The 19,210-nt window shown below is 39.5% G+C and carries 18 protein-coding genes; 12 read left to right on the plus strand and 6 right to left on the minus strand.

The window, feature by feature from the left end; genetic code table 11:
- The first annotated feature begins 314 nt into the window (after nucleotides 1-314).
- From dnaK to lepA, 5 genes are all read left to right on the plus strand, one after another.
- Nucleotides 315-2,207, plus strand: coding sequence for a molecular chaperone DnaK (gene dnaK, locus ACKC4Y_RS08890; RefSeq protein WP_409361367.1), 1,893 nt, complete (start codon nucleotides 315-317; stop codon nucleotides 2,205-2,207).
- A 157-nt stretch (nucleotides 2,208-2,364) separates the two neighbouring features.
- Nucleotides 2,365-3,507 (plus strand): molecular chaperone DnaJ, encoded by a 1,143-nt coding sequence (gene dnaJ, locus ACKC4Y_RS08895; RefSeq protein WP_409362184.1) that lies wholly within the window; start codon nucleotides 2,365-2,367, stop codon nucleotides 3,505-3,507.
- Nucleotides 3,508-4,834: 1,327 nt separating this feature from the next.
- Nucleotides 4,835-5,740 carry an acetylglutamate kinase gene (argB, locus tag ACKC4Y_RS08900; protein WP_409361368.1) on the plus strand — a complete coding sequence of 302 codons (906 nt, stop codon included), beginning with the start codon at nucleotides 4,835-4,837 and terminating at the stop codon, nucleotides 5,738-5,740.
- Nucleotides 5,741-5,773: 33 nt separating this feature from the next.
- Complete coding sequence (locus ACKC4Y_RS08905) at nucleotides 5,774-6,688, plus strand: DMT family transporter (RefSeq protein WP_409361369.1); 915 nt, start codon at nucleotides 5,774-5,776, stop codon at nucleotides 6,686-6,688.
- Between the two features lie 546 nt (nucleotides 6,689-7,234).
- Complete coding sequence (gene lepA, locus ACKC4Y_RS08910) at nucleotides 7,235-9,040, plus strand: translation elongation factor 4 (RefSeq protein ID WP_409361370.1); 1,806 nt, start codon at nucleotides 7,235-7,237, stop codon at nucleotides 9,038-9,040.
- A gap of 78 nt (nucleotides 9,041-9,118) precedes the next feature.
- Here the strand turns inward: lepA and dapD are convergent, their stop codons facing one another.
- A complete protein-coding gene (gene dapD / locus ACKC4Y_RS08915; RefSeq protein ID WP_409361371.1) occupies nucleotides 9,119-9,967 on the minus strand; it encodes a 2,3,4,5-tetrahydropyridine-2,6-dicarboxylate N-succinyltransferase in 849 nt (282 codons plus the stop codon).
- 129 nt (nucleotides 9,968-10,096) lie between these two features.
- On the opposite strand from dapD, the gene ACKC4Y_RS08920 reads away from it, so the two are divergent.
- Entirely contained in the window at nucleotides 10,097-10,936 is an 840-nt protein-coding gene (locus ACKC4Y_RS08920; RefSeq protein WP_409361372.1) for an LOG family protein, read from the plus strand.
- Nucleotides 10,937-10,968: 32 nt separating this feature from the next.
- On the opposite strand, the gene truA is transcribed toward ACKC4Y_RS08920, so the two are convergent.
- The 3 genes from truA to def are packed head-to-tail and all read right to left on the minus strand — an operon-like array spanning nucleotide 10,969 to nucleotide 13,173.
- Nucleotides 10,969-11,712, minus strand: a complete 744-nt coding sequence (gene truA / locus ACKC4Y_RS08925) for a tRNA pseudouridine(38-40) synthase TruA (protein WP_409361373.1) — start codon at nucleotides 11,710-11,712, stop codon at nucleotides 10,969-10,971.
- A 1-nt stretch (nucleotide 11,713) separates the two neighbouring features.
- Nucleotides 11,714-12,643 (minus strand): methionyl-tRNA formyltransferase, encoded by a 930-nt coding sequence (gene fmt, locus ACKC4Y_RS08930; protein WP_409361374.1) that lies wholly within the window; start codon nucleotides 12,641-12,643, stop codon nucleotides 11,714-11,716.
- Nucleotides 12,643-13,173 (minus strand): peptide deformylase, encoded by a 531-nt coding sequence (gene def / locus ACKC4Y_RS08935; RefSeq protein ID WP_409361375.1) that lies wholly within the window; start codon nucleotides 13,171-13,173, stop codon nucleotides 12,643-12,645. The genes fmt and def overlap by 1 nt, the downstream gene beginning before the upstream one ends.
- A gap of 90 nt (nucleotides 13,174-13,263) precedes the next feature.
- Here def and ACKC4Y_RS08940 point away from each other — a divergent pair, with 90 nt between their 5' ends.
- Both ACKC4Y_RS08940 and ACKC4Y_RS08945 read left to right on the plus strand, forming a co-directional pair.
- Nucleotides 13,264-14,451 carry a DNA recombination protein RmuC gene (locus tag ACKC4Y_RS08940; RefSeq protein WP_409361376.1) on the plus strand — a complete coding sequence of 396 codons (1,188 nt, stop codon included), beginning with the start codon at nucleotides 13,264-13,266 and terminating at the stop codon, nucleotides 14,449-14,451.
- 96 nt (nucleotides 14,452-14,547) lie between these two features.
- Nucleotides 14,548-15,135: a transglycosylase SLT domain-containing protein gene (locus ACKC4Y_RS08945; RefSeq protein ID WP_409361377.1), complete on the plus strand. Its 588-nt coding sequence runs from the start codon at nucleotides 14,548-14,550 to the stop codon at nucleotides 15,133-15,135.
- 506 nt (nucleotides 15,136-15,641) lie between these two features.
- Here ACKC4Y_RS08945 and ACKC4Y_RS08950 read toward each other — a convergent pair.
- Complete coding sequence (locus ACKC4Y_RS08950) at nucleotides 15,642-15,893, minus strand: BQ00720 family protein (protein ID WP_409361378.1); 252 nt, start codon at nucleotides 15,891-15,893, stop codon at nucleotides 15,642-15,644.
- 26 nt (nucleotides 15,894-15,919) lie between these two features.
- Complete coding sequence (locus ACKC4Y_RS08955) at nucleotides 15,920-16,351, minus strand: Hsp20 family protein (protein WP_409361379.1); 432 nt, start codon at nucleotides 16,349-16,351, stop codon at nucleotides 15,920-15,922.
- A gap of 116 nt (nucleotides 16,352-16,467) precedes the next feature.
- Here ACKC4Y_RS08955 and nth point away from each other — a divergent pair, with 116 nt between their 5' ends.
- From nth to pheS, 4 genes are all read left to right on the plus strand, one after another.
- Nucleotides 16,468-17,208 carry an endonuclease III gene (gene nth, locus ACKC4Y_RS08960; RefSeq protein ID WP_409361380.1) on the plus strand — a complete coding sequence of 247 codons (741 nt, stop codon included), beginning with the start codon at nucleotides 16,468-16,470 and terminating at the stop codon, nucleotides 17,206-17,208.
- A gap of 152 nt (nucleotides 17,209-17,360) precedes the next feature.
- Complete coding sequence (gene rpmI / locus ACKC4Y_RS08965) at nucleotides 17,361-17,564, plus strand: 50S ribosomal protein L35 (protein ID WP_004856146.1); 204 nt, start codon at nucleotides 17,361-17,363, stop codon at nucleotides 17,562-17,564.
- 33 nt (nucleotides 17,565-17,597) lie between these two features.
- Complete coding sequence (gene rplT, locus ACKC4Y_RS08970; protein WP_004856145.1) at nucleotides 17,598-17,999, plus strand: 50S ribosomal protein L20; 402 nt, start codon at nucleotides 17,598-17,600, stop codon at nucleotides 17,997-17,999.
- Nucleotides 18,000-18,094: 95 nt separating this feature from the next.
- Nucleotides 18,095-19,168: a phenylalanine--tRNA ligase subunit alpha gene (pheS, locus tag ACKC4Y_RS08975; RefSeq protein WP_409361381.1), complete on the plus strand. Its 1,074-nt coding sequence runs from the start codon at nucleotides 18,095-18,097 to the stop codon at nucleotides 19,166-19,168.
- Nucleotides 19,169-19,210 lie beyond the last annotated feature (42 nt).

Raw genomic sequence — 19,210 nt, forward strand, 5'->3', positions numbered from 1 at the left:
TTACAGGTTGATATGTTTACAAGAATGCAGGAAAGATATGCTATAATATCCGTATCTTTAATAAATATGGTGATTGCGCGTAAGTAGAATGCTTATTTTAAAAGAAAAATTTCATTTTGGGAATGTTTCTCTCATTATTCTCTTGTAGCAATAAGAGCCTGTTCTTATATACGAAGCAGCAAAACTTGTTGCGACTGGCAGCTTATTGTTTGTGTAACTTGAAATGAGAAGCAGTTTTTAAGTGTTATTAAGGAGCTGTCTTAGGAAGATGCTTGATGAAGGTTGAGATAGCTTGCTGAATGGAGATTATGAATATGGCAAAAGTAATTGGTATTGATTTGGGGACAACGAACTCTTGTGTTGCTGTTATGGATGGCAAAAACGCAAAGGTTATTGAAAATTCAGAAGGAGCACGGACGACACCTTCTGTTGTTGCTTTTACTGATGGGGGGGAGCGCCTTGTTGGACAGCCTGCTAAACGGCAAGCAGTTACGAACCCTGAAGGGACGATTTTTGCAGTTAAACGTTTGATTGGGCGCCGTTTTGACGATCCTATGGTAGAAAAAGATAAAGCGCTTGTGCCTTATAAAATTGTTAAAGGCGACAATGGTGATGCATGGGTTGAAGAAGCGAGTAAGAAATATTCTCCGTCGCAAATTTCAGCTATGATTTTGCAAAAGATGAAAGAAACAGCTGAGTCTTATCTTGGTGAAAAGGTTGAGCAAGCCGTTATTACGGTTCCTGCTTATTTTAATGATGCACAACGTCAGGCTACTAAAGATGCAGGTAAAATTGCAGGGCTTGAAGTTTTGCGTATTATTAATGAGCCGACAGCTGCTGCTTTAGCATATGGTTTGGATAAGAAAGATGGAAAAACGATTGCTGTTTACGACCTTGGTGGCGGTACATTCGATATTTCTGTGCTTGAAATTGGAGATGGCGTTTTTGAAGTTAAGTCCACCAATGGAGATACGTTTTTAGGTGGTGAAGACTTTGACATGCGTTTGGTCGGTTATTTTGCAGATGAGTTCAAGAAAGAACAAGGAATTGATCTGAAAAACGATAAACTGGCTTTGCAGCGCTTAAAAGAAGCGGCTGAAAAAGCAAAGATTGAACTTTCTTCTTCACAGCAAACGGAAATTAATTTACCTTTTATCACAGCAGATCAATCTGGTCCTAAACACTTAACGATGAAATTGACTCGGGCAAAGTTTGAATCTCTCGTTGATGATTTGGTGCAGCGTACTATCGAGCCTTGTAAAGCTGCACTGAAAGATGCAGGATTGAAAGCTGGTGAGATTGACGAAGTTGTTTTAGTGGGTGGTATGACGCGTATGCCCAAGATTCAGGAAGTTGTGCAAAGCTTCTTCGGCAAGGATCCACACAAAGGTGTTAATCCTGATGAAGTTGTTGCGATGGGGGCTGCCATTCAGGGGGGTGTTTTACAAGGCGATGTAAAAGACGTGTTGTTGTTGGATGTAACGCCTTTGTCTTTGGGTATTGAAACGTTGGGTGGAGTGTTTACACGTCTTATTGAACGCAATACCACTATTCCAACTAAAAAATCGCAAGTTTTTTCAACAGCTGATGACAATCAGAATGCTGTGACTATTCGTGTTTTCCAAGGTGAACGCGAAATGGCTAATGATAACAAGTTACTCGCCCAATTTGATCTCGTTGGTATTCCACCAGCACCGCGTGGTGTACCTCAGATTGAGGTTACTTTTGATATTGATGCGAATGGTATTGTAAATGTTTCGGCCAAGGATAAAGGAACCGGTAAAGAACATCAAATACGTATTCAGGCATCAGGTGGTTTAAGTGACGCTGACATCGAAAAAATGGTAAAAGATGCAGAAGAACATGCAGCTGAGGACAAAAAACGTCGTGAAGGTGTTGAGGTCAAAAACCAAGCAGAATCACTTATTCATTCAACTGAAAAGTCACTTACGGAGTATGGTGATAAGGTATCAGCTGAAGAGAAAGAACAGATTGAAACAGCAATATCTGATTTGAAGGCTGCGCTTGAGGGCTCTGATACCGGAGAGGTAACAGCAAAAATGCAGAAATTAGCAGAAGTTAGTATGAAGCTCGGACAGGCTATGTATGAAGCTTCGCAAGCAGAAACAGCCAACACTGAAACAGATACAAAGAATGATGATGTTGTTGATGCTGATTTTGAAGAAATTAATGATAAGAAGAAATAAGTGTAGCAACTGTGTTGAGTAGTTAATAAACCCAGCCTTTGAGAGAGAGGGATGGGTTTATTATTTGAGATGAGTTGCAACTTTGTTGCTAAAAATATAAGTTGAAAATGAATGTTATCCATGAAGATGGATGACAAAAAATTATCAGGAATACATGATGAAGGTTGATTATTATGAAATTCTTGGCGTAACTCGCGAATGCGATGATAAAAAGTTGAAGTCTGCTTTTCGTAAGTTGGCAATGCAATATCATCCTGATCGCAATGCGGGGAATAAAGAGGCAGAACGGAAATTCAAAGAAATTGGCGAGGCTTATGAAGTTCTCAAAGATCCTCAGAAGCGGGCTGCTTATGACCGATTTGGCCATGCAGCTTTTGAAGGCGGCAACCAAGGAGGTGCAAATCCTTTTGGCGGTTTTTCTGGTGGTGGATTTGCTGATATTTTCGAAGATTTTTTTGGTGAAATTATGGGAGGGATGCACCGTAAGCGCAATGATGGCCGTGAGCGTGGTGCGGATCTGAGTTATAATATGGAAGTGACCTTGGAAGAGGCCTTTTCAGGAAAAACCGCACAAATTAATATTCCGAGTTCTGTTACTTGCGATGTTTGTGAAGGGTCAGGGGCGAAAAAGGGCTCTAAACCACAAGTTTGTGGAACGTGTCATGGAACGGGACGTGTACGTGCTGCACAAGGTTTCTTTTCCATAGAACGAACATGCCCTACATGTCATGGACGTGGCGAAAATATTACCGATCCATGCCCAAAATGTCAGGGGACAAGACGGGTGGAAAAAAACCGTTCACTGAGCGTAAATATTCCAGCTGGTGTTGAAGATGGCACGCGTATTCGTCTTTCTGGTGAGGGAGATGCTGGTATTCGTGGTGGTCCTAGCGGTGATCTTTATATTTTTCTTTCCGTTAAACCGCATGAGTTTTTTCAGCGAGAAGGAGCGGATCTTCATTGTCGCGTTCCTATTTCGATGGTGACAGCTGCTTTAGGAGGTGAATTTGAGGTTTCTGACCTTAATGGTATCAAAGCGCGTGTTAAAGTTCCAGAAGGTACACAAAATGGACGTCAGTTTCGCCTTAAAGAAAAAGGGATGCCTATGTTACGTCGTCAGCAAGCAAGGGGTGATCTCTATATTCATATCACTATTGAAACACCGCAGAAATTAACGCGAGAGCAACGCGAGTTGTTGCAAAAATTTGAGAAGCTTTCAAATCACGAAAATTCACCACAATCGCATGGCTTTTTTTCACGCATGAGAGAGTTTTTTGAGAATATTTCCGATCAAAATTAGTGAGTGCTTATCAGAGTGAATGTAGAGAGAGCCTTTGAAAGGTTATTTTAATTAAAGCTCCTCTTACATCACAATCTTTGGAAGAGTTAACATACTTCTTACGTGAAAAAAAGGGGGAATTTATTGGTTATTGTAGAGTGAGTTCTGGTTGCTTGTGAGTTTCTACCTTTTATTTCATATATTCTATGAGAAAACCTTGTTTCGAGCGTCTCATCTATGACATTTGAACAACAACTTATCTAGGCGCCAATATATTGACTATACTGACAATATCTCTGGGGTTACTATAACTATACTCTATGTATGCAAAGTTTTTTGTGATTTTTTTCCTAAAAAGCTGCCTTTTTCTGAGCTTTGTAATCAAGCTGCCGTTTAAAGGAAAACTGTAAAATCGTTCAGTTGAAGACATGAAATAGAAAAAGCAGAGTTCAAGCGTATCTTAGAATTTTTTAATGAAATATTTTAGAATATTTGCAGCGGTTATCTCTTGTAGATAAGTTCCAGAGATATTTTTATACGAATTTATGTAATACATGTTCATGTGAAGGGGCGTAAGGGAATAATGCTTTTGTTGTTTCAGGAGGAATGATACCCATCTCTCCGCCCATTTTTATCTTTTTAGGCAATGAATACTTACAAATTAACAGGCTATATGTGTTTCTTTAAGTTAACAGAAATGATAGTTTTTATTTCTGATATTTTTAACTGAAAAAGGGGGTTTTACGGTTCGTTTCTTATCTTATACTTTGTAATGTCAAAAACATTCATTTTGGGTGTTGGACAATGTGATTTTGCTAAAAGTTTTTTAATATGCCTCTGTTTTAACAAGTATGGCGGTGAATTATTCAATTGGTATTTTCTGATTGCCATGATTGGAAAAAATATAAAATTTTAGCTCAAAAACTGTAAGAGATATCTGCGACAGAGTTATCTTTTATATTGAGAATATGGTGGTCAATTTCACCATTATAAAAAATTTATTTTCTCTTATAAATCAATAGTTGTATATATCTATATTCATTGTTAAAGGTCTTATTATAGGATAAAATTAGTCAGTTGGATGTACGACGTGGCTTAAAAATTCTTATAAATCCTGTTTCTAAATTTTATACATAAGGTCATAAAATAATGACATTTTGTACACCTATTCAATTCTTCGATGCCAGTTTTGTAAAGAAGGTGGTTTTGTTTCATCTCGTTATTACTTTGGTTATAACTTAAAGGAATTGAAAATATTCAAGGGGGGAGTGGATAGGGTAAAATTTGTTTTTACTTTTTCTAAACTCCACTAAAAGAGATAGTAAAAAGTAATGAGGAGGCTCTTTTAATGGATGATATTGAAAACAGTGCAGCAGATGTTTTTGAAAAACAAGCAGCATTTTTATCGTCTGCTTTACCCTATATGCAAAAATATGAAAATGAAACGGTCGTTGTAAAATATGGCGGTCATGCTATGGGTGATCCTGCTTTGGGGAGAGCATTTGCACGTGATATTGCTCTATTGAAGCAATCAGGAATTAACCCCGTTGTTGTTCATGGCGGGGGACCCCAAATTGCTGAAATTTTGATGAAAATGGGAATTGAATCACGGTTTGAAAATGGTTTACGTGTAACCGATGAGCGGATCGTTGAAGTAGTTGAAATGGTTTTGGCAGGCTCCATAAACAAGGAAATAGTTGCTCTCATCAACGCTGAGGGTGAATGGGCGATAGGATTGTGCGGCAAAGACGGCAATATGGTTTTTGCTGAAAAGGCTTATAAAACTGTAATTGATCCTGATTCGCATATTGAACGTGTTTTAGATTTAGGATTTGTTGGTGAACCTGTTGAAGTTGATCGCACATTGTTGGATCTTTTGGCATGTTCTGAAATGATCCCAATTCTTGCTCCTGTGGCTCCAGGTCGCGATGGCAAAACCTATAATATTAATGCTGATATTTTTGCTGGAGCCATTGCCGGTGCATTAGAGGCTAAACGCCTTTTGTTTCTCACAGATGTTCCTGGTGTCTTGGATAAACAGGGGAAACTTTTAAAGGAATTGACAATTTCTGAAGCTGAAAATCTCATCAAAAATGGCACAATTTCAGGGGGGATGATTCCAAAAGTAGAAACTTGTATAAAGGCTCTTCAAAATGGAGTAGAAGGTGTTGTCATTTTAAATGGTAAAACCCCCCATTCTGTTTTGTTAGAACTATTTACCGAACAAGGAGTTGGAACGCTTATTGTTTCATAAGATGTAGATAAAATTGGAGGAAAGAAACCTTTCATGGTTGATATAAAACAGTTGAAACGCCCGTTATTCAGCAAGCAGGAATTGGCATTATTTGCTGCGACAATATTGTGGGGTATTACCTTTTTAGTGATTCACATCGCGGTACGCTATAGCGGGCCTCTTTTCTTTGTTGGATTTCGTTTTATCGTTGCATCGCTTATGTGTGGGGTGATTTTTTGGCGTTCTATGAAAGGCGTAACAGTTTATGAAATTTTTGCCGGTATGGCGATTGGTTTAGGAATGTTTTTGGGTTATGCTTTGCAAGCCACGGGCCTTCAAACAATTATTAGTAGCCAGTCGGCCTTTATCACGGCGCTTTATGTTCCGATAGTACCAATATTGCAATGGATTGTTTTTAAAAAGCCACCTCGTTTAGCTTGTTGGATTGGTATTATTTTTGCTTTTATTGGGCTTGTACTTATTTCCGGACAAAAGCCAGGGAATGTTGATTTTTCAAAAGGTGAAATTTTAACTTTGTTAGGTGCCTTGGCAATTGCTGGAGAAGTTATACTCATCGGAATTTTTGCCAATAAGGTTGATAGTCGGCGTGTAACGATTATACAGTTATTTTTTAGTGGTCTTTTTTCGTTTTTTTGCATGCCTTTAATGGGCGAAAGTATTCCTGAATTTTCATGGATATGGCTGAGTATTGGTATAGGATTGGCATTGATGAGTGCGATCATTCAATTGGCGATGAATTGGGCACAAAAATCCGTTTCACCCACTCGCGCAACACTCATTTACGCAGGTGAACCTGTATGGGCTGGTATTGTTGGACGTTTAGCTGGTGAGCGCTTATCCCCTTTAGCTTTATTGGGAGGAGCACTCATCCTGATTGGAATTATTGTGGCTGAATTACAACCTTCACACTGGCGTAAAAAAGATAAAGTGATTGAAAAAATTGATTAACTTTGCATCTCTCTTTTTAAGATCTTATCCTATGATATTTTGATTTGAAGAACTTTCATTTTTGTTATTTTTTCATAAAAACTAAGGAGGTTCTCTTTTTTACTTTTAGGTAAGAAGGGGAAGAGATCTTTTAAAAATATGATCTCTTATCAAAAGATATTGCACCAGAGTGTATATTTCTAAAGTTTTGATAGTTGTGAGCAGATTAACTTGCTCCCATACTTTTTTGTAAAATTGATAAAAAAGCCGGTGATTGTGTGCAAATTGAAACAGCATTTTTTTCGAATCTTATCGCAAGTCTGAGCTATATATGCATTCCTCATATTATACGGGCATATGAGTAATGAAGACCAACAGATATGAAAAAGTTAAGAGCCTTTGAATAGTTTTAATCACTGGTATTGCGTTTAACGCACAAAAGCCTCATTTTTAGACTATAAAGAACGGTGTTTTAAAAAGCTTTTTTTGTTTGTATTTTTTGAAAGGTTCCCAAAGAAACATAATTGGTCTTTGCGTTTTGTGCTATTCTTTGCTAAATCGCCTCATATGACAAGAGATCGTAATCATATCCGTAATTTTTCCATCGTGGCGCACATTGATCATGGAAAGTCGACTTTGGCTGATCGTTTGATTCAAATGACAGGAGGGCTTGAGACACGAGAGATGAAAGAGCAAGTTCTCGACTCCATGGATATTGAGCGCGAACGTGGGATTACTATTAAAGCACAAACGGTCCGTTTGCATTATAAAGCAAAGGATGGTGAGAGTTATATTTTAAATCTTATTGATACACCTGGTCATGTGGATTTTGCTTATGAAGTTTCTCGGTCATTAGCAGCTTGTGAAGGCTCGCTGTTGGTGGTAGATGCGAGCCAAGGCGTTGAGGCACAAACTTTAGCAAATGTTTATCAAGCTATTGATAATTCTCATGAATTGGTTGTTGTCCTCAATAAAGTGGATCTTCCAGCAGCAGAACCTGAACGTGTTAAAGAGCAAATTGAAGATGTGATTGGCATCGATACCTCTGAAGCCGTGGAAATATCAGCAAAAACAGGTTTAGGTATTTCTGATGTTTTAGAAGCAATCGTTACACAGTTGCCCCCTCCACATACTGGTGAAGTGAACAAGCCTTTAAAAGCAATGTTGGTTGATAGCTGGTATGATGCATATCTTGGTGTTATCGTTTTGGTGCGAGTAATTGATGGTGTATTGAAAAAAGGTCAAACCATTCGCATGATGGGGACTGGGGCAAAATATCCGGTTGAACGGGTTGGGGTCTTTACACCCAAAATGGTTCAAGTGGATGAATTGGGACCTGGAGAGATTGGCTTTATAACCGCTTCTATCAAAGAAGTTGCTGATACACGAGTTGGTGATACCATTACGGAAGATCGTCGCCCTTGTGAAGAGGCGCTCTCTGGTTTTAAACCGGCCCAACCTGTTGTTTTTTGTGGACTTTTTCCAGTTGATGCGGCCGATTTTGAAGATTTACGTGCAGCTATGGGGAAGTTGCGCTTAAATGATGCAAGTTTTTCCTTTGAAATGGAAACATCAGCGGCTTTGGGTTTCGGCTTTCGTTGTGGTTTTTTAGGGCTTCTCCATTTGGAAATTATTCAAGAGCGATTAGAACGCGAGTTCAATTTAGATTTAATCGCGACAGCACCTTCGGTTGTTTATCGCATGAATATGAATGATGGTACTGTGAAAGAACTCCATAATCCGGCGGATATGCCTGATATTGTTAAAATTTCTTCTATCGAAGAACCATGGATTCGGGCTACAATAATGACTCCTGATAACTATCTTGGGTCAGTTTTAGAACTTTGCCAAGAACGGCGAGGGATACAGGTTAGTTTATCCTATGTTGGGACGCGCGCCATGGTGACATATGATTTGCCACTGAATGAAGTTGTTTTTGATTTTTATGATCGTTTGAAATCAATCTCAAAGGGTTATGCCTCCTTCGATTATCAGATGACCGATTATGCGGAGGGCGACTTAGTTAAAATGTCTATTTTGGTGAATGGGGAATCTATAGATGCATTGTCGATGCTTGTGCACCGTACTATTGCAGAAAAGCGCGGGCGTTCAATGTGTGAAAAACTGAAAGATCTTATTCCTCAGCATATGTTTCAAATTCCAGTCCAAGCAGCAATTGGCGGTAAAATCATTGCTCGTGAAACAATTCGTGCTTTGCGTAAAGATGTAACGGCGAAATGTTATGGGGGCGATGTCACGCGTAAGCGTAAACTTTTGGAAAAGCAAAAAGAAGGTAAAAAACGTATGCGCCAATTCGGAAAAGTAGAAATTCCACAGTCGGCGTTTATTCAAGCGCTCAAAATGAATAAATAATGAAAAAAGGGAGAATCCTCCCTTAATTGATTATGCTTTTGTATTTTTTTGATTGCTTAAGATTATTAAAAAGTGTTTTTAATCACGCAAAAGATCATTAATAGATGTTTTCTCTCGTGTTTTTTGATCAACACGTTTCACTATGACAGCACAGTAAAGGTTTGGACCTTGTTCACCGTTTGGTAGTGGTTTTCCGGGGAGAGATCCTGGAACAACAACACAATAGGCTGGCACTTCACCTATAAAAATTTCTCCCGTTGTACGATCAATAACTTTTGTGGATTTTCCAATAAAGACTCCCATTCCTAAAACAGCGCCTTCACGGATAATACAACCTTCAACGACTTCAGAACGTGCACCGATAAAACAATAATCTTCAATAATCGTTGGGTTTGCTTGTAGTGGTTCCAAAACACCTCCAATACCAACACCGCCAGAAAGATGGACATGTTTACCAATCTGTGCACAAGAACCCACAGTGGTCCATGTGTCAACCATTGTTCCCTCATCGATAAAGGCGCCAAGGTTTACAAAGGATGGCATTAAGATGACATTGGGAGCAATGTAGGCAGAATGACGTACAATTGCTCCAGGAACAGAACGGAAATTAGCTTTTTCAAAGTCATCTTCTTGCCAACCAGAAAATTTTGAAGGGACTTTATCCCACCAATATGTTCCATTTATTCCGCCAGAAATAATCTGCATAGGATTGAGTCGAAAAGAGAGAAGAACGGCTTTTTTTAACCATTGATGAACATGCCATTGTCCATTGTCTTGATGTTCCGCCACGCGGATTTCACCTTTATCGAGAAGGTTTAATATGTGTTCAACACTTTCGCGGATCTCACCTTTCGTCGTAGTATCGATAGATTCGCGGTTATCGAATGCCTTTTCAATAATCATTTCGAGTTGTGTGAGATGAGTCATGGCTAGAATTCCGTTAAACAAGTTGAAAGTTTCAAGATTTATTTCTTATGACCTACGCGAAGAAATGTATTCAGTCAATAAAACGGTTAGATAGCAAGATAAACGCATGAGAAAGGCTATAAAGAAAAAATGAAAAAAGAAAAAAAGAGTTGGTGTTCATTTCTCCATGCCAAGGAGGCAATACAACAGGTGTATGAAGTTTCTGATACACCACAAGTGCGTTCACCTACTTACCGTTTAGCTTATATCGATCAAGATTTTATGATGCGTCCAGAATTACGTTCACAACGTATTGGTCTTGAGTTTTTAAAACCAGAAATAGCTCTTCAGGAGTGTAATATTCAATCAACTGTTGTTTTATTTGGTGGTGCGCGTATTCCTGAATCTGGGCAAGCCGCATGGGCAGCAAAAAATGAGACACAAAAGAAAAATTTGCATGCTATGTCCCATTATTATGATGAAGCAAGAGAATTTGCGCGTTTGTGCTCACGTTATTCTGCAACTACAAAGTATCGCGAATTTGTAGTTATCACAGGGGGAGGACCTGGGATAATGGAAGCAGGAAATCGTGGTGCTGCTGATATTGGGGCACCAACGATTGGTTTGAATGTTGTCCTACCACATGAGCAAGAGCCAAATTCTTACGTGACTCCACATTTATGTTTTAATTTTCATTATTTAGGGATGCGTAAAATGCATTTTTTAATGCGGGCGAAGGCATTGGCAGTTTTCCCTGGGGGATTTGGTACTCTGGATGAATTATTTGAGACGTTAACTTTAATACAAACAGGGCGTATGAAACGGGTCCCGATTTTCTTGTTTGGCAAAGAGTTTTGGAACAATGTTATCAATTTTGATTATTTATCTGTGCAAGGTACGATTTCTCCTTCGGATGTTAATCTTATGACATTTGTCGATACAGCAGCGGAAGCTTTTGAACAAATTCGTTCCTTTTACAAGCTTCGTTAACTGCTTTTAGGAAAATGATTTTTAAAGGGTTGTTAATAGTCAACTTGTGTTAAATAGAGTCCTGAAGGAGGAGCAACCATACCACAGCGCGTACGATCTTTAGCAAGGAGAGCTGCTTCAAGATCGCTTATTGTCCAACGTCCAATACCAACTTCCATGAGGCTTCCTGCAAATGAACGGATTTGATGATGAAGAAAAGAGCGAGCCTGTGCATAAAGGAAAATTTCATCTCCATCTCTTTGAACATCCAAACGGTCAAGGGTGCGAATAGGGCTTTTGGCTTGGCAATGGGCTGAGCGGAAAGTGGTAAAATCATGTTGTCCTACAAGTTTTTGTGCAGCTTCATGCATGACTTCAGCATTGAGGGTTTTTGGTATCCACCATACGCGTTTAGCGCTTAGAGCTGGGGGTGAGCGGCGATTGAGAATTTTAAAAAGATAATGGCGTTTGATTGCAGAAAATCGTGCATCAAAGCTATCGGGAACATTTTCTACATTCAAAATCGAAATACTTTCCCCCTGTTTTTTCAAATGCGCATTGAGTGCATCGCATACAGTATGGGTGTGCCAGTTTTTTTCAAAATCAACATGTACAACTTGCCCTGTGGCGTGTACACCTGCATCAGTTCGTCCAGCTGTCGTGATGGTTAATTGTTGTCCACAGAAGCTAAAGATGGCTTGTTCAAGAGCTCCTTGTACAGTGCGCAGCTCTGCTTGGCGCTGCCAACCAGCATAATTTGAGCCATCATATTCAAGAGTGAGTTTAAAACGGGGCATATTAAAAAATAGCAGAAATATGAGCGCCTCGCAAAAATGTTGCGCTATCAAGAATTTTACCACCCGATCTTTGCAGATGAGTTATTTCAAGACGTCCTTGTCCGCAATGGATAATCAAAGAATCTGGTTCTATCCGACCAATTTCAAGTGAAGGACCTGTCATTAAATGACTTGCAAGAATTTTTACGCGCTCTTCTCGACCGCTGATATTCATGTTGCACCAGCAACCAGGAGAGGGAGAGAGTGCACGAATATGCTTCTGAATAAATTCTGCAGGTTTTGTCCAATCAATGCGTGTTTCTTCTTTTTTGATTTTAGAGGCATAGGTTATGCCTTCCTCTGATTGTGGGGTAAGTTTAAGCTGGCCATTTTCAAGAACTGATAGGGTTTCTACCATAAGCTCTGCCCCTATCTGTGAAAGCTTGTTTGAAAGTTCAAAGGTTGTCATGTTATCGGTGATGGGGGTAGAGCGGGAAAGAGCGATAGGCCCCGTATCTAGTCCTTCATCCATTTTCATAATCATGATCCCCGTTTCTTTATCGCCGGCCATAATTGCACGCTGAATAGGTGCAGCACCACGCCAGCGTGGTAAGAGTGAAGCGTGGGCATTAAAACAACCAAAACGGGGTGTTTCAAGAATAGCTTTCGGTAGGAGGAGACCATAGGCAACAACAACAGCAGCATCAACACAAAGTGCCGCAAATTGGGCTTGTTGTTCGGCTGTTTTAAGCGTTTGAGGCGTAAAGACAGGGATGGATTTTTCTTGCGCTGCACTTTGAACAGGTGAGGGAATAAGTTTAAGACCACGACGTCCTGCTGGGCGAGGGGGTTGGGTGTAAACAGCCACAATATCATGACCGGCATCTAACAAAGCATGTAAAATGGGAACAGAAAAATCAGGCGTTCCCATAAAACTCAATCGTAATGCCATTACAAAAGTGCTTCCTCTGTATTGTTTTCTTTTGCCCGCTTTTTAAATTTTCGTATCACCATATCGCGTTTAAGCTTCGAAATGTGATCAATAAAAAGGCAACCATTTAAATGGTCAATTTCATGTTGCAAGCACGTAGCTAGCAGGTCATCTGCTTCAATTTCCGTTTGCTTTCCTTCGCGATCTTGATAGCGCACACAGAGACGTTTAGGACGCTCAACTTCCGCAAAATACTCAGGAATGGAAAGGCAACCCTCTTTATAAGTACTGCGTTCATCTGAAAGCCATAAAATTTCAGGGTTGATAATAACAAGTGAATTTTTCGGAGTATCATTCCCAGATATATCTACAACCAACATACGCAGTGGTATGCCAATCTGAATAGCAGCAAGACCAACACCCTTGGCATGATACATGGTTTCCAGCATATCATCAGCAAGTTTCTGAACAGCTGAATCGACACGCTCGACAGGCTTGGACACTTCTCGTAAAATCGGATCAGGTAAAGTAACTAAAGATTTAATTGGCATAAGCGCAGATTAATCAATGGTTTGTTGTGGGTCAATATAGAATAACAGATTCTTGCGCTTTTTTACAGCAAGAGCGTTATATTACCTTTTATGTTTGATTCGTTTTCTTCTTTCATGCCCTTTGGTGAGTCTTTTGCTCAATGGGTGTTTATACTTTTATTTGTACTTGTTTGCTTGGCATTTTTTATGCTGATACGATCTCATCGAAACAAGGCACTTTTGGAAAGTGAAATTGCTGAACGCGCTCGTGAGGCACAAATGCAGATGGACATATTGCTGAAAACACAAGCTGAAATGCAAGGGCGGATGCAGACTATGGCAGAAATTTTTGGTCAGAGGCAGGCTGAATTGAATAAGTCACTCAGTGAGCAACTCAATGGGATGACAGCTAATTTGGGTCAAACGCTTCAGGTACAGACCAAATCTACCTATGAAAATTTGAATCGTTTACAAGAGCGTTTAGCTGTAATTGATGCTGCGCAAAATAATATTCAATCGCTTACGGGACAGGTTGTTCAATTACAGTCTATTTTAAGCAATAAGCAGACGCGTGGTACTTTTGGTCAGGGGAGGATGGAAGCAATTATTGCCGATGCCTTACCAGCGAATGCCTATGCGTTCCAAGCGACTCTTTCAAATGGAAAGCGACCAGATTGTCTCATTCATATGCCTAATAAAGCTCCTTCTCTTGTTGTTGATGCTAAATTTCCTTTGGAGGCTTGGAATGCGATGCATAAGGCAGCGTCACCTCAAGAGCGTCAGGAGGCAGCACGTCAGTTTCGTACTGATATGGATGTTCATATTCGCGACATTGCACAAAAATATTTAATTCCTGGAGAAACACATGACACCGCTTTTCTTTTTGTGCCATCGGAATCCATTTTTGCAACAATCTATGAAGATTTTGAGCCATTAGTACAAAAAGCTAATCGGGCGCATGTGATTATTGTATCGCCATCTTTGTTGATGCTATCTATTCAGGTTGTACAAACTATTATGAAAGATGCACGAATGCGTGAGCAAGCGCATTTGATCCAGTCAGAAGTAGCAAAATTGATGGAAGATTTTGAACGAATGGATACGCGTGTTCGCGCTTTACAGAAGCATTTTTATAAAGTGGGTGAAGATATTGAAGGGATTTTAACATCATCTTCTAAAATTATGAAAAGGGCTAATCGTATTGAAGCTTTTGAATTAAAAGAAAAGGATTCTATGCCAACACAAATGACCGCTCCTTCTGTTCAGTCTCAAACATTGCGTTTGGTTGATGAAGAGTGAAATAAGGCACTTAATACAACAAGTGTTCTTTATTGATTAGTAATAATTTTTTAGTATTCATATCTCATTGCTTTCTTAATGAGAGGAAGAAAGAATATGCGACACCTTTTGTTTTTTTTGGCATTGGTGTTTCTGTTAGGGGGATGCACAACAAGTCGCCCCCTGTATACAAACAATGCTTGCGCCATTTTAGCACAAAAAAATGGTTTTTTTGATAATTGGGGAAAGGCTTCTAAACGCGCAGAAATGCGCTACGGGATTCCCATGTCTATTATTCTTGCAACCATTAAGATGGAATCAAATTTTCGTCATAATGCACGTCCTCCACGCAAAAAACTGTTTGGTTTTATTCCATGGAAACGTCGGTCGACAGCATATGGTTATTCTCAAGCGCTTGATAATACATGGGCAGCGTATCTCCGTTCCACAGGAAGATCTTTCGCACGACGTACCAGTTTTGCAGATGCCGCTGATTTTGTTGCTTGGTATCATCGCCAAAGTGTTCAACGTAATGGTGTGAGATTTAATGATGCCTATAGCCTTTATTTAAATTATCATATGGGTCATGGTGCTTATGCACGCAGTGGAGGGTATGTCTCTGCAGCACTTGCACAAGCGGCAGAGCGTATGGCAATCCTGTCTAGACACTACGAACAGCAATTAAGGACATGTGGGTGGCGTTAGAAAGAGGTATTCTATTCTAAATCAAGGATTGGATTGGTTTTAAAATTAATAAGAATGCAGGATTTCCTATGAATCGAATGGGCATATGTGATTTTTCTGGTGGCAACATTTAAGATATCGAGGCAACAGGAACCTTTGTGATACATTTGAGAACATCATGTACAGGATTTTTCATAAAGATCTTTGTTAAAGAAAGAAGCAATATAAAATATAAAGAGATAAAAAGTTTAATGGCGAAATATTTTAAATAGCACCGCTCAGTAAAGATTTTTCTTCGCAAAATCATACTTTGTATGAGGACAAAACAGATAGCGGTTTCTTAAAAAAATTGATGATATGTAAGTAGAATAGCGCAAAGTTAAGCACGATGGTATTTTTTTGAAAAAAGTGATACTCTTAAAGAAAAGAGATTTTTTCAATTTTTTCATAAAAAACTCATTGCCATACCTTGTCGGGCAGGACTGATAGGGTCATAAAGATACTTCAGTTGCTTTTTGTAAAACAGGTTAGTGTAGAGTTACAATTTGTAGTTCATGTTCGTTGGCACCTGCAAGAGCAATGGAGCGCTCGTCAGACAAAATGATCGGATAACCTGTTTCACCAAAGAGCGCCCATATTGTAATGCCTGGGGTCATTGGTGGAAGATCTGGAAAGTTTTTAGCCAGATCATCTGTACAAACTTTTTTTAAATAAGCAATCTGCCCCATTTCAGAATGGGGCACGTCTTGCAATGAAAAGTTTTGTTTATGCTCTCCCATTTCATTATTCCTTTACGCATTAACTTTTATGACTCACCACTACTAACTTTAATTGGAATCTGCTTCGTCTGTTTTTTTAATTTTGGTTGGTGTAGGTTAATTGATAAGAGACCATTTTTCAACTCAGCATTTGTTACCTGCATTCCATCCGCGAGAAGAAAGGTACGTTGGAATTGGCGCGCCGCTATACCACGATATAAATATTGGTGATTTTGACTGTTTGTTTGTTTACCATGGATGATCAGTTGATTGCCATCTAATAAAATACTGAGATTATTGATTTTAAATCCGGCAACAGCCAAAGTGATGCGTATATGGTTGGCATCATCATTTTTGTGCAAACGCTCTATGTTATAGGCTGGATAGCTCTCATCAGCCTTACTAATACGTTGCAATATTTTCTCCACCGCTTCAAATCCTAAAAGAAGGGGATTGGAGAAAGGCGTCACATGTGTCATTGTGAATGTCCTCTTCAAAGCGGCTAATTGATCAAGCTCTAAAAAAAGCGTTTGTTACATTCCTCTCATATGGCAAGCGTAAGAGGTAACTTCAAGAGAGAAGATAAGAGAGTTCAATGAGTCAAAGAACAACTAAATTGTCAAAGACGCAAAAATCTTTTGAAATGTTGTATAGTGAAGACGAAATAGAAGAAATCTTTCGTCGTTTTTCTATTCAACGCCCTACCCCTAAGAGTGATCTTATCTACACCAATGCTTTTACTCTTTTGGTTGCAGTTGTTCTTTCAGCTCAAGCGACAGATGCGAGTGTTAATAGAGCAACAAAAGAATTATTTCGTCTTGCTGATAAACCGGAAAAAATGATTGCGTTGGGAGAAGAAGAAATTGCACGTTACATCCGTGCAATTGGTCTCTGGCGAGCAAAAGCGCGCAATGTTTATGCACTTTGCAACTTTTTAATTAATCAATATGGTGGTCAAGTGCCTGATAATCGTGAAGCCCTTATGGCACTTCCTGGTGTAGGGCGTAAAACGGCGAATGTTGTTTTAAATGTTGCTTTTGGTCAGCCTACGATGGCGGTGGACACACATATTTTTCGTCTTGGAAACCGTCTTGGTTTGGCACCCGGAAAAACACCAGAGATTGTCGAAGAAAAGTTGCTAAAGATTATACCGGTTGGTTATCTTCGTCATGCGCATCATTGGCTTATTTTACATGGGCGTTATATTTGCCAAGCACGTAAAGTACAATGTAGGCAATGTATTATTGCTGATCTGTGTAAAGCAGTCATCAAAACAAATGCAATTCCAGCACCTTTGATTGAAGTTCAAGGCAATGGAGCTCCAATTTTTTTTTGATACGGACTTGCTATTTTGTGTATAGTGGCTTATGGAAACACTGTTAGAACCGCCCGGCAGGGCATGCCGTGGCTGTTTAGGTGCTTGTTCAAGCGTTGGTCCGCTTGAATGAATAAATCCGCTTTAATGAATATAATGTATGGAGTAGCAAAATGCCCAAGATGAAGACCAAATCATCCGCTAAAAAGCGGTTTAAAATCACTGCGTCAGGCAAAGTAAAGGTAGCAGCTGCAGGCAAACGCCACGGCATGATTAAGCGTTCGAATAAATTTATTCGTGACGCGCGTGGAACGATGGTTTTGTGTGAACAAGATGCTCAAAAAGTTGTTCAGTATTATTTGCCAAATGGTTTATAAACCTTGCGCTTTTGATTTTTAGGAGAATATTACATGGCACGTGTAAAAAGAGGTGTGACGGCACACGCTAAACACAAGAAGGTTCTTAAACAGGCTGAAGGTTTTTACGGTCGTCGTAAAAATACTATTCGTGCGGCTAAAGCAGCCGTTGATCGCTCAAAACAGTACGCATATCGTGATCGCAAAAATAGAAAACGGACTTTCCGTGCTTTGTGGATTCAGAGAATTAATGCAGCTGTTCGTGCAGAAGGCTTAACATATGGGCGCTTTATTGATGGTTTATCGAAAGCAGGTATTGAGGTTGATCGTAAGGTTCTTTCAGATATAGCAATTCATGAAGCAGCGGCATTTTCTGCTTTAGTAGCTTCGGCAAAGAAGGCTTTAGAGTATTTGAAAGATACAACACCTAATGCTTTTGAGGGTGCTGTCAAATAAGCCAGTCGTGTTCTCTTAAAGCATTCATTTATTCGGGATCCCGTACTGGTTGTTACTAGTGCGGGCTTTTTTCTATTCAAAAAATAGGCAAAAATATGAGCGATATTGAGCGTTTGGAACAAGAAATTTGTTTAGCTTTAGAAGCAGCTAATGATGAACAGGCACTCGAAATAGTGCGTATTGCGGCATTAGGTAAAAAAGGCAGTATCTCTGAAAAATTAAAAACATTAGGAAAAATGAATGCTGAAGAACGCCAAAAAGTCGGTCCCGCTCTTAATGGATTAAAAAATCGCGTTTTAGAATTATGGGCACAAAAGCGTGATCTCCTAAGACGCCAAGCAATGGATGCACGTCTTTCTAGCGAAACGGTCGATGTAAGCTTGCCAGTTCGTTCTTCGCCTATAGAACGGGGGCGTATTCATCCCATCTCACAAGTGATTGAAGAAATTATAGCTATTTATACAAAAATGGGTTTTTCACTTGCAGAGGGACCAGATATTGAAACAGATTATTATAATTTTACAGCATTGAATTTTCCTGAAGGTCATCCAGCACGCGAAATGCATGATACCTTCTTTTTTGATGTTGATAAAACGGGAGAGCGAAAATTATTACGCACCCATACATCACCTGTACAAATCCGCACGATGGAAAAGCAAAAACCACCAATACGCATCATTATTCCTGGAAAAACTTACCGTATGGACTCAGATGCGACCCATTCGCCGATGTTTCATCAGGTAGAAGGTCTTGTGATTGATAAAACTTCTACCATTGCACATATGATGTGGCTTCACGAGAATTTTTGTAAAGCATTTTTTGAAGTTCCTTCTGTAAAGATGCGATTTCGTCCATCTTTTTTTCCTTTTACCGAACCATCTATGGAAGTAGATATTCAATGTGACCGGTCTGGTTCAGAAGTAAAATTCGGTGAGGGACAGGATTGGCTGGAAATCTTAGGATGCGGAATGGCGCATCCTCATGTATTAAAAAATATTGGTTTAGATCCCGATGAGTATCAGGGATTTGCATGGGGAATGGGTATTGATCGTATTGCTATGTTAAAATACGGTATGCCTGATTTGCGGGCGTTTTTTGATGCTGATCTACGTTGGTTAGACCATTACGGTTTTCGTTGCTTTGACATGCCTGCTTTTTTCCAAGCTTAGGCAAAGTGTGATCTTATCACAGTTTTCATGTGAGGTTTTAAA

The sequence above is a fragment of the Bartonella heixiaziensis genome (genome assembly GCF_046245125.2).
Lineage (GTDB): Bacteria > Pseudomonadota > Alphaproteobacteria > Rhizobiales > Rhizobiaceae > Bartonella > Bartonella heixiaziensis.

Bases quoted from the DNA above. Each gene is read 5' to 3' on its own strand.
- ACKC4Y_RS08920 (WP_409361372.1), top strand. From the start codon at position 10,097: ATGAAAAAAGAAAAAAAGAGTTGGTGTTCATTTCTCCATGCCAAGGAG.
- nth (WP_409361380.1), top strand. From the start codon at position 16,468: ATGAGTCAAAGAACAACTAAATTGTCAAAGACGCAAAAATCTTTTGAA.
- ACKC4Y_RS08940 (WP_409361376.1), top strand. From the start codon at position 13,264: ATGTTTGATTCGTTTTCTTCTTTCATGCCCTTTGGTGAGTCTTTTGCT.
- lepA (WP_409361370.1), top strand. From the start codon at position 7,235: ATGACAAGAGATCGTAATCATATCCGTAATTTTTCCATCGTGGCGCAC.
- dnaK (WP_409361367.1), top strand. From the start codon at position 315: ATGGCAAAAGTAATTGGTATTGATTTGGGGACAACGAACTCTTGTGTT.
- ACKC4Y_RS08945 (WP_409361377.1), top strand. From the start codon at position 14,548: ATGCGACACCTTTTGTTTTTTTTGGCATTGGTGTTTCTGTTAGGGGGA.
- argB (WP_409361368.1), top strand. From the start codon at position 4,835: ATGGATGATATTGAAAACAGTGCAGCAGATGTTTTTGAAAAACAAGCA.
- ACKC4Y_RS08955 (WP_409361379.1), bottom strand. From the start codon at position 16,351: ATGACACATGTGACGCCTTTCTCCAATCCCCTTCTTTTAGGATTTGAA.
- dnaJ (WP_409362184.1), top strand. From the start codon at position 2,365: ATGAAGGTTGATTATTATGAAATTCTTGGCGTAACTCGCGAATGCGAT.
- truA (WP_409361373.1), bottom strand. From the start codon at position 11,712: ATGCCCCGTTTTAAACTCACTCTTGAATATGATGGCTCAAATTATGCT.
- def (WP_409361375.1), bottom strand. From the start codon at position 13,173: ATGCCAATTAAATCTTTAGTTACTTTACCTGATCCGATTTTACGAGAA.
- ACKC4Y_RS08950 (WP_409361378.1), bottom strand. From the start codon at position 15,893: ATGGGAGAGCATAAACAAAACTTTTCATTGCAAGACGTGCCCCATTCT.
- pheS (WP_409361381.1), top strand. From the start codon at position 18,095: ATGAGCGATATTGAGCGTTTGGAACAAGAAATTTGTTTAGCTTTAGAA.
- rpmI (WP_004856146.1), top strand. From the start codon at position 17,361: ATGCCCAAGATGAAGACCAAATCATCCGCTAAAAAGCGGTTTAAAATC.
- ACKC4Y_RS08905 (WP_409361369.1), top strand. From the start codon at position 5,774: ATGGTTGATATAAAACAGTTGAAACGCCCGTTATTCAGCAAGCAGGAA.
- dapD (WP_409361371.1), bottom strand. From the start codon at position 9,967: ATGACTCATCTCACACAACTCGAAATGATTATTGAAAAGGCATTCGAT.
- fmt (WP_409361374.1), bottom strand. From the start codon at position 12,643: ATGGCATTACGATTGAGTTTTATGGGAACGCCTGATTTTTCTGTTCCC.
- rplT (WP_004856145.1), top strand. From the start codon at position 17,598: ATGGCACGTGTAAAAAGAGGTGTGACGGCACACGCTAAACACAAGAAG.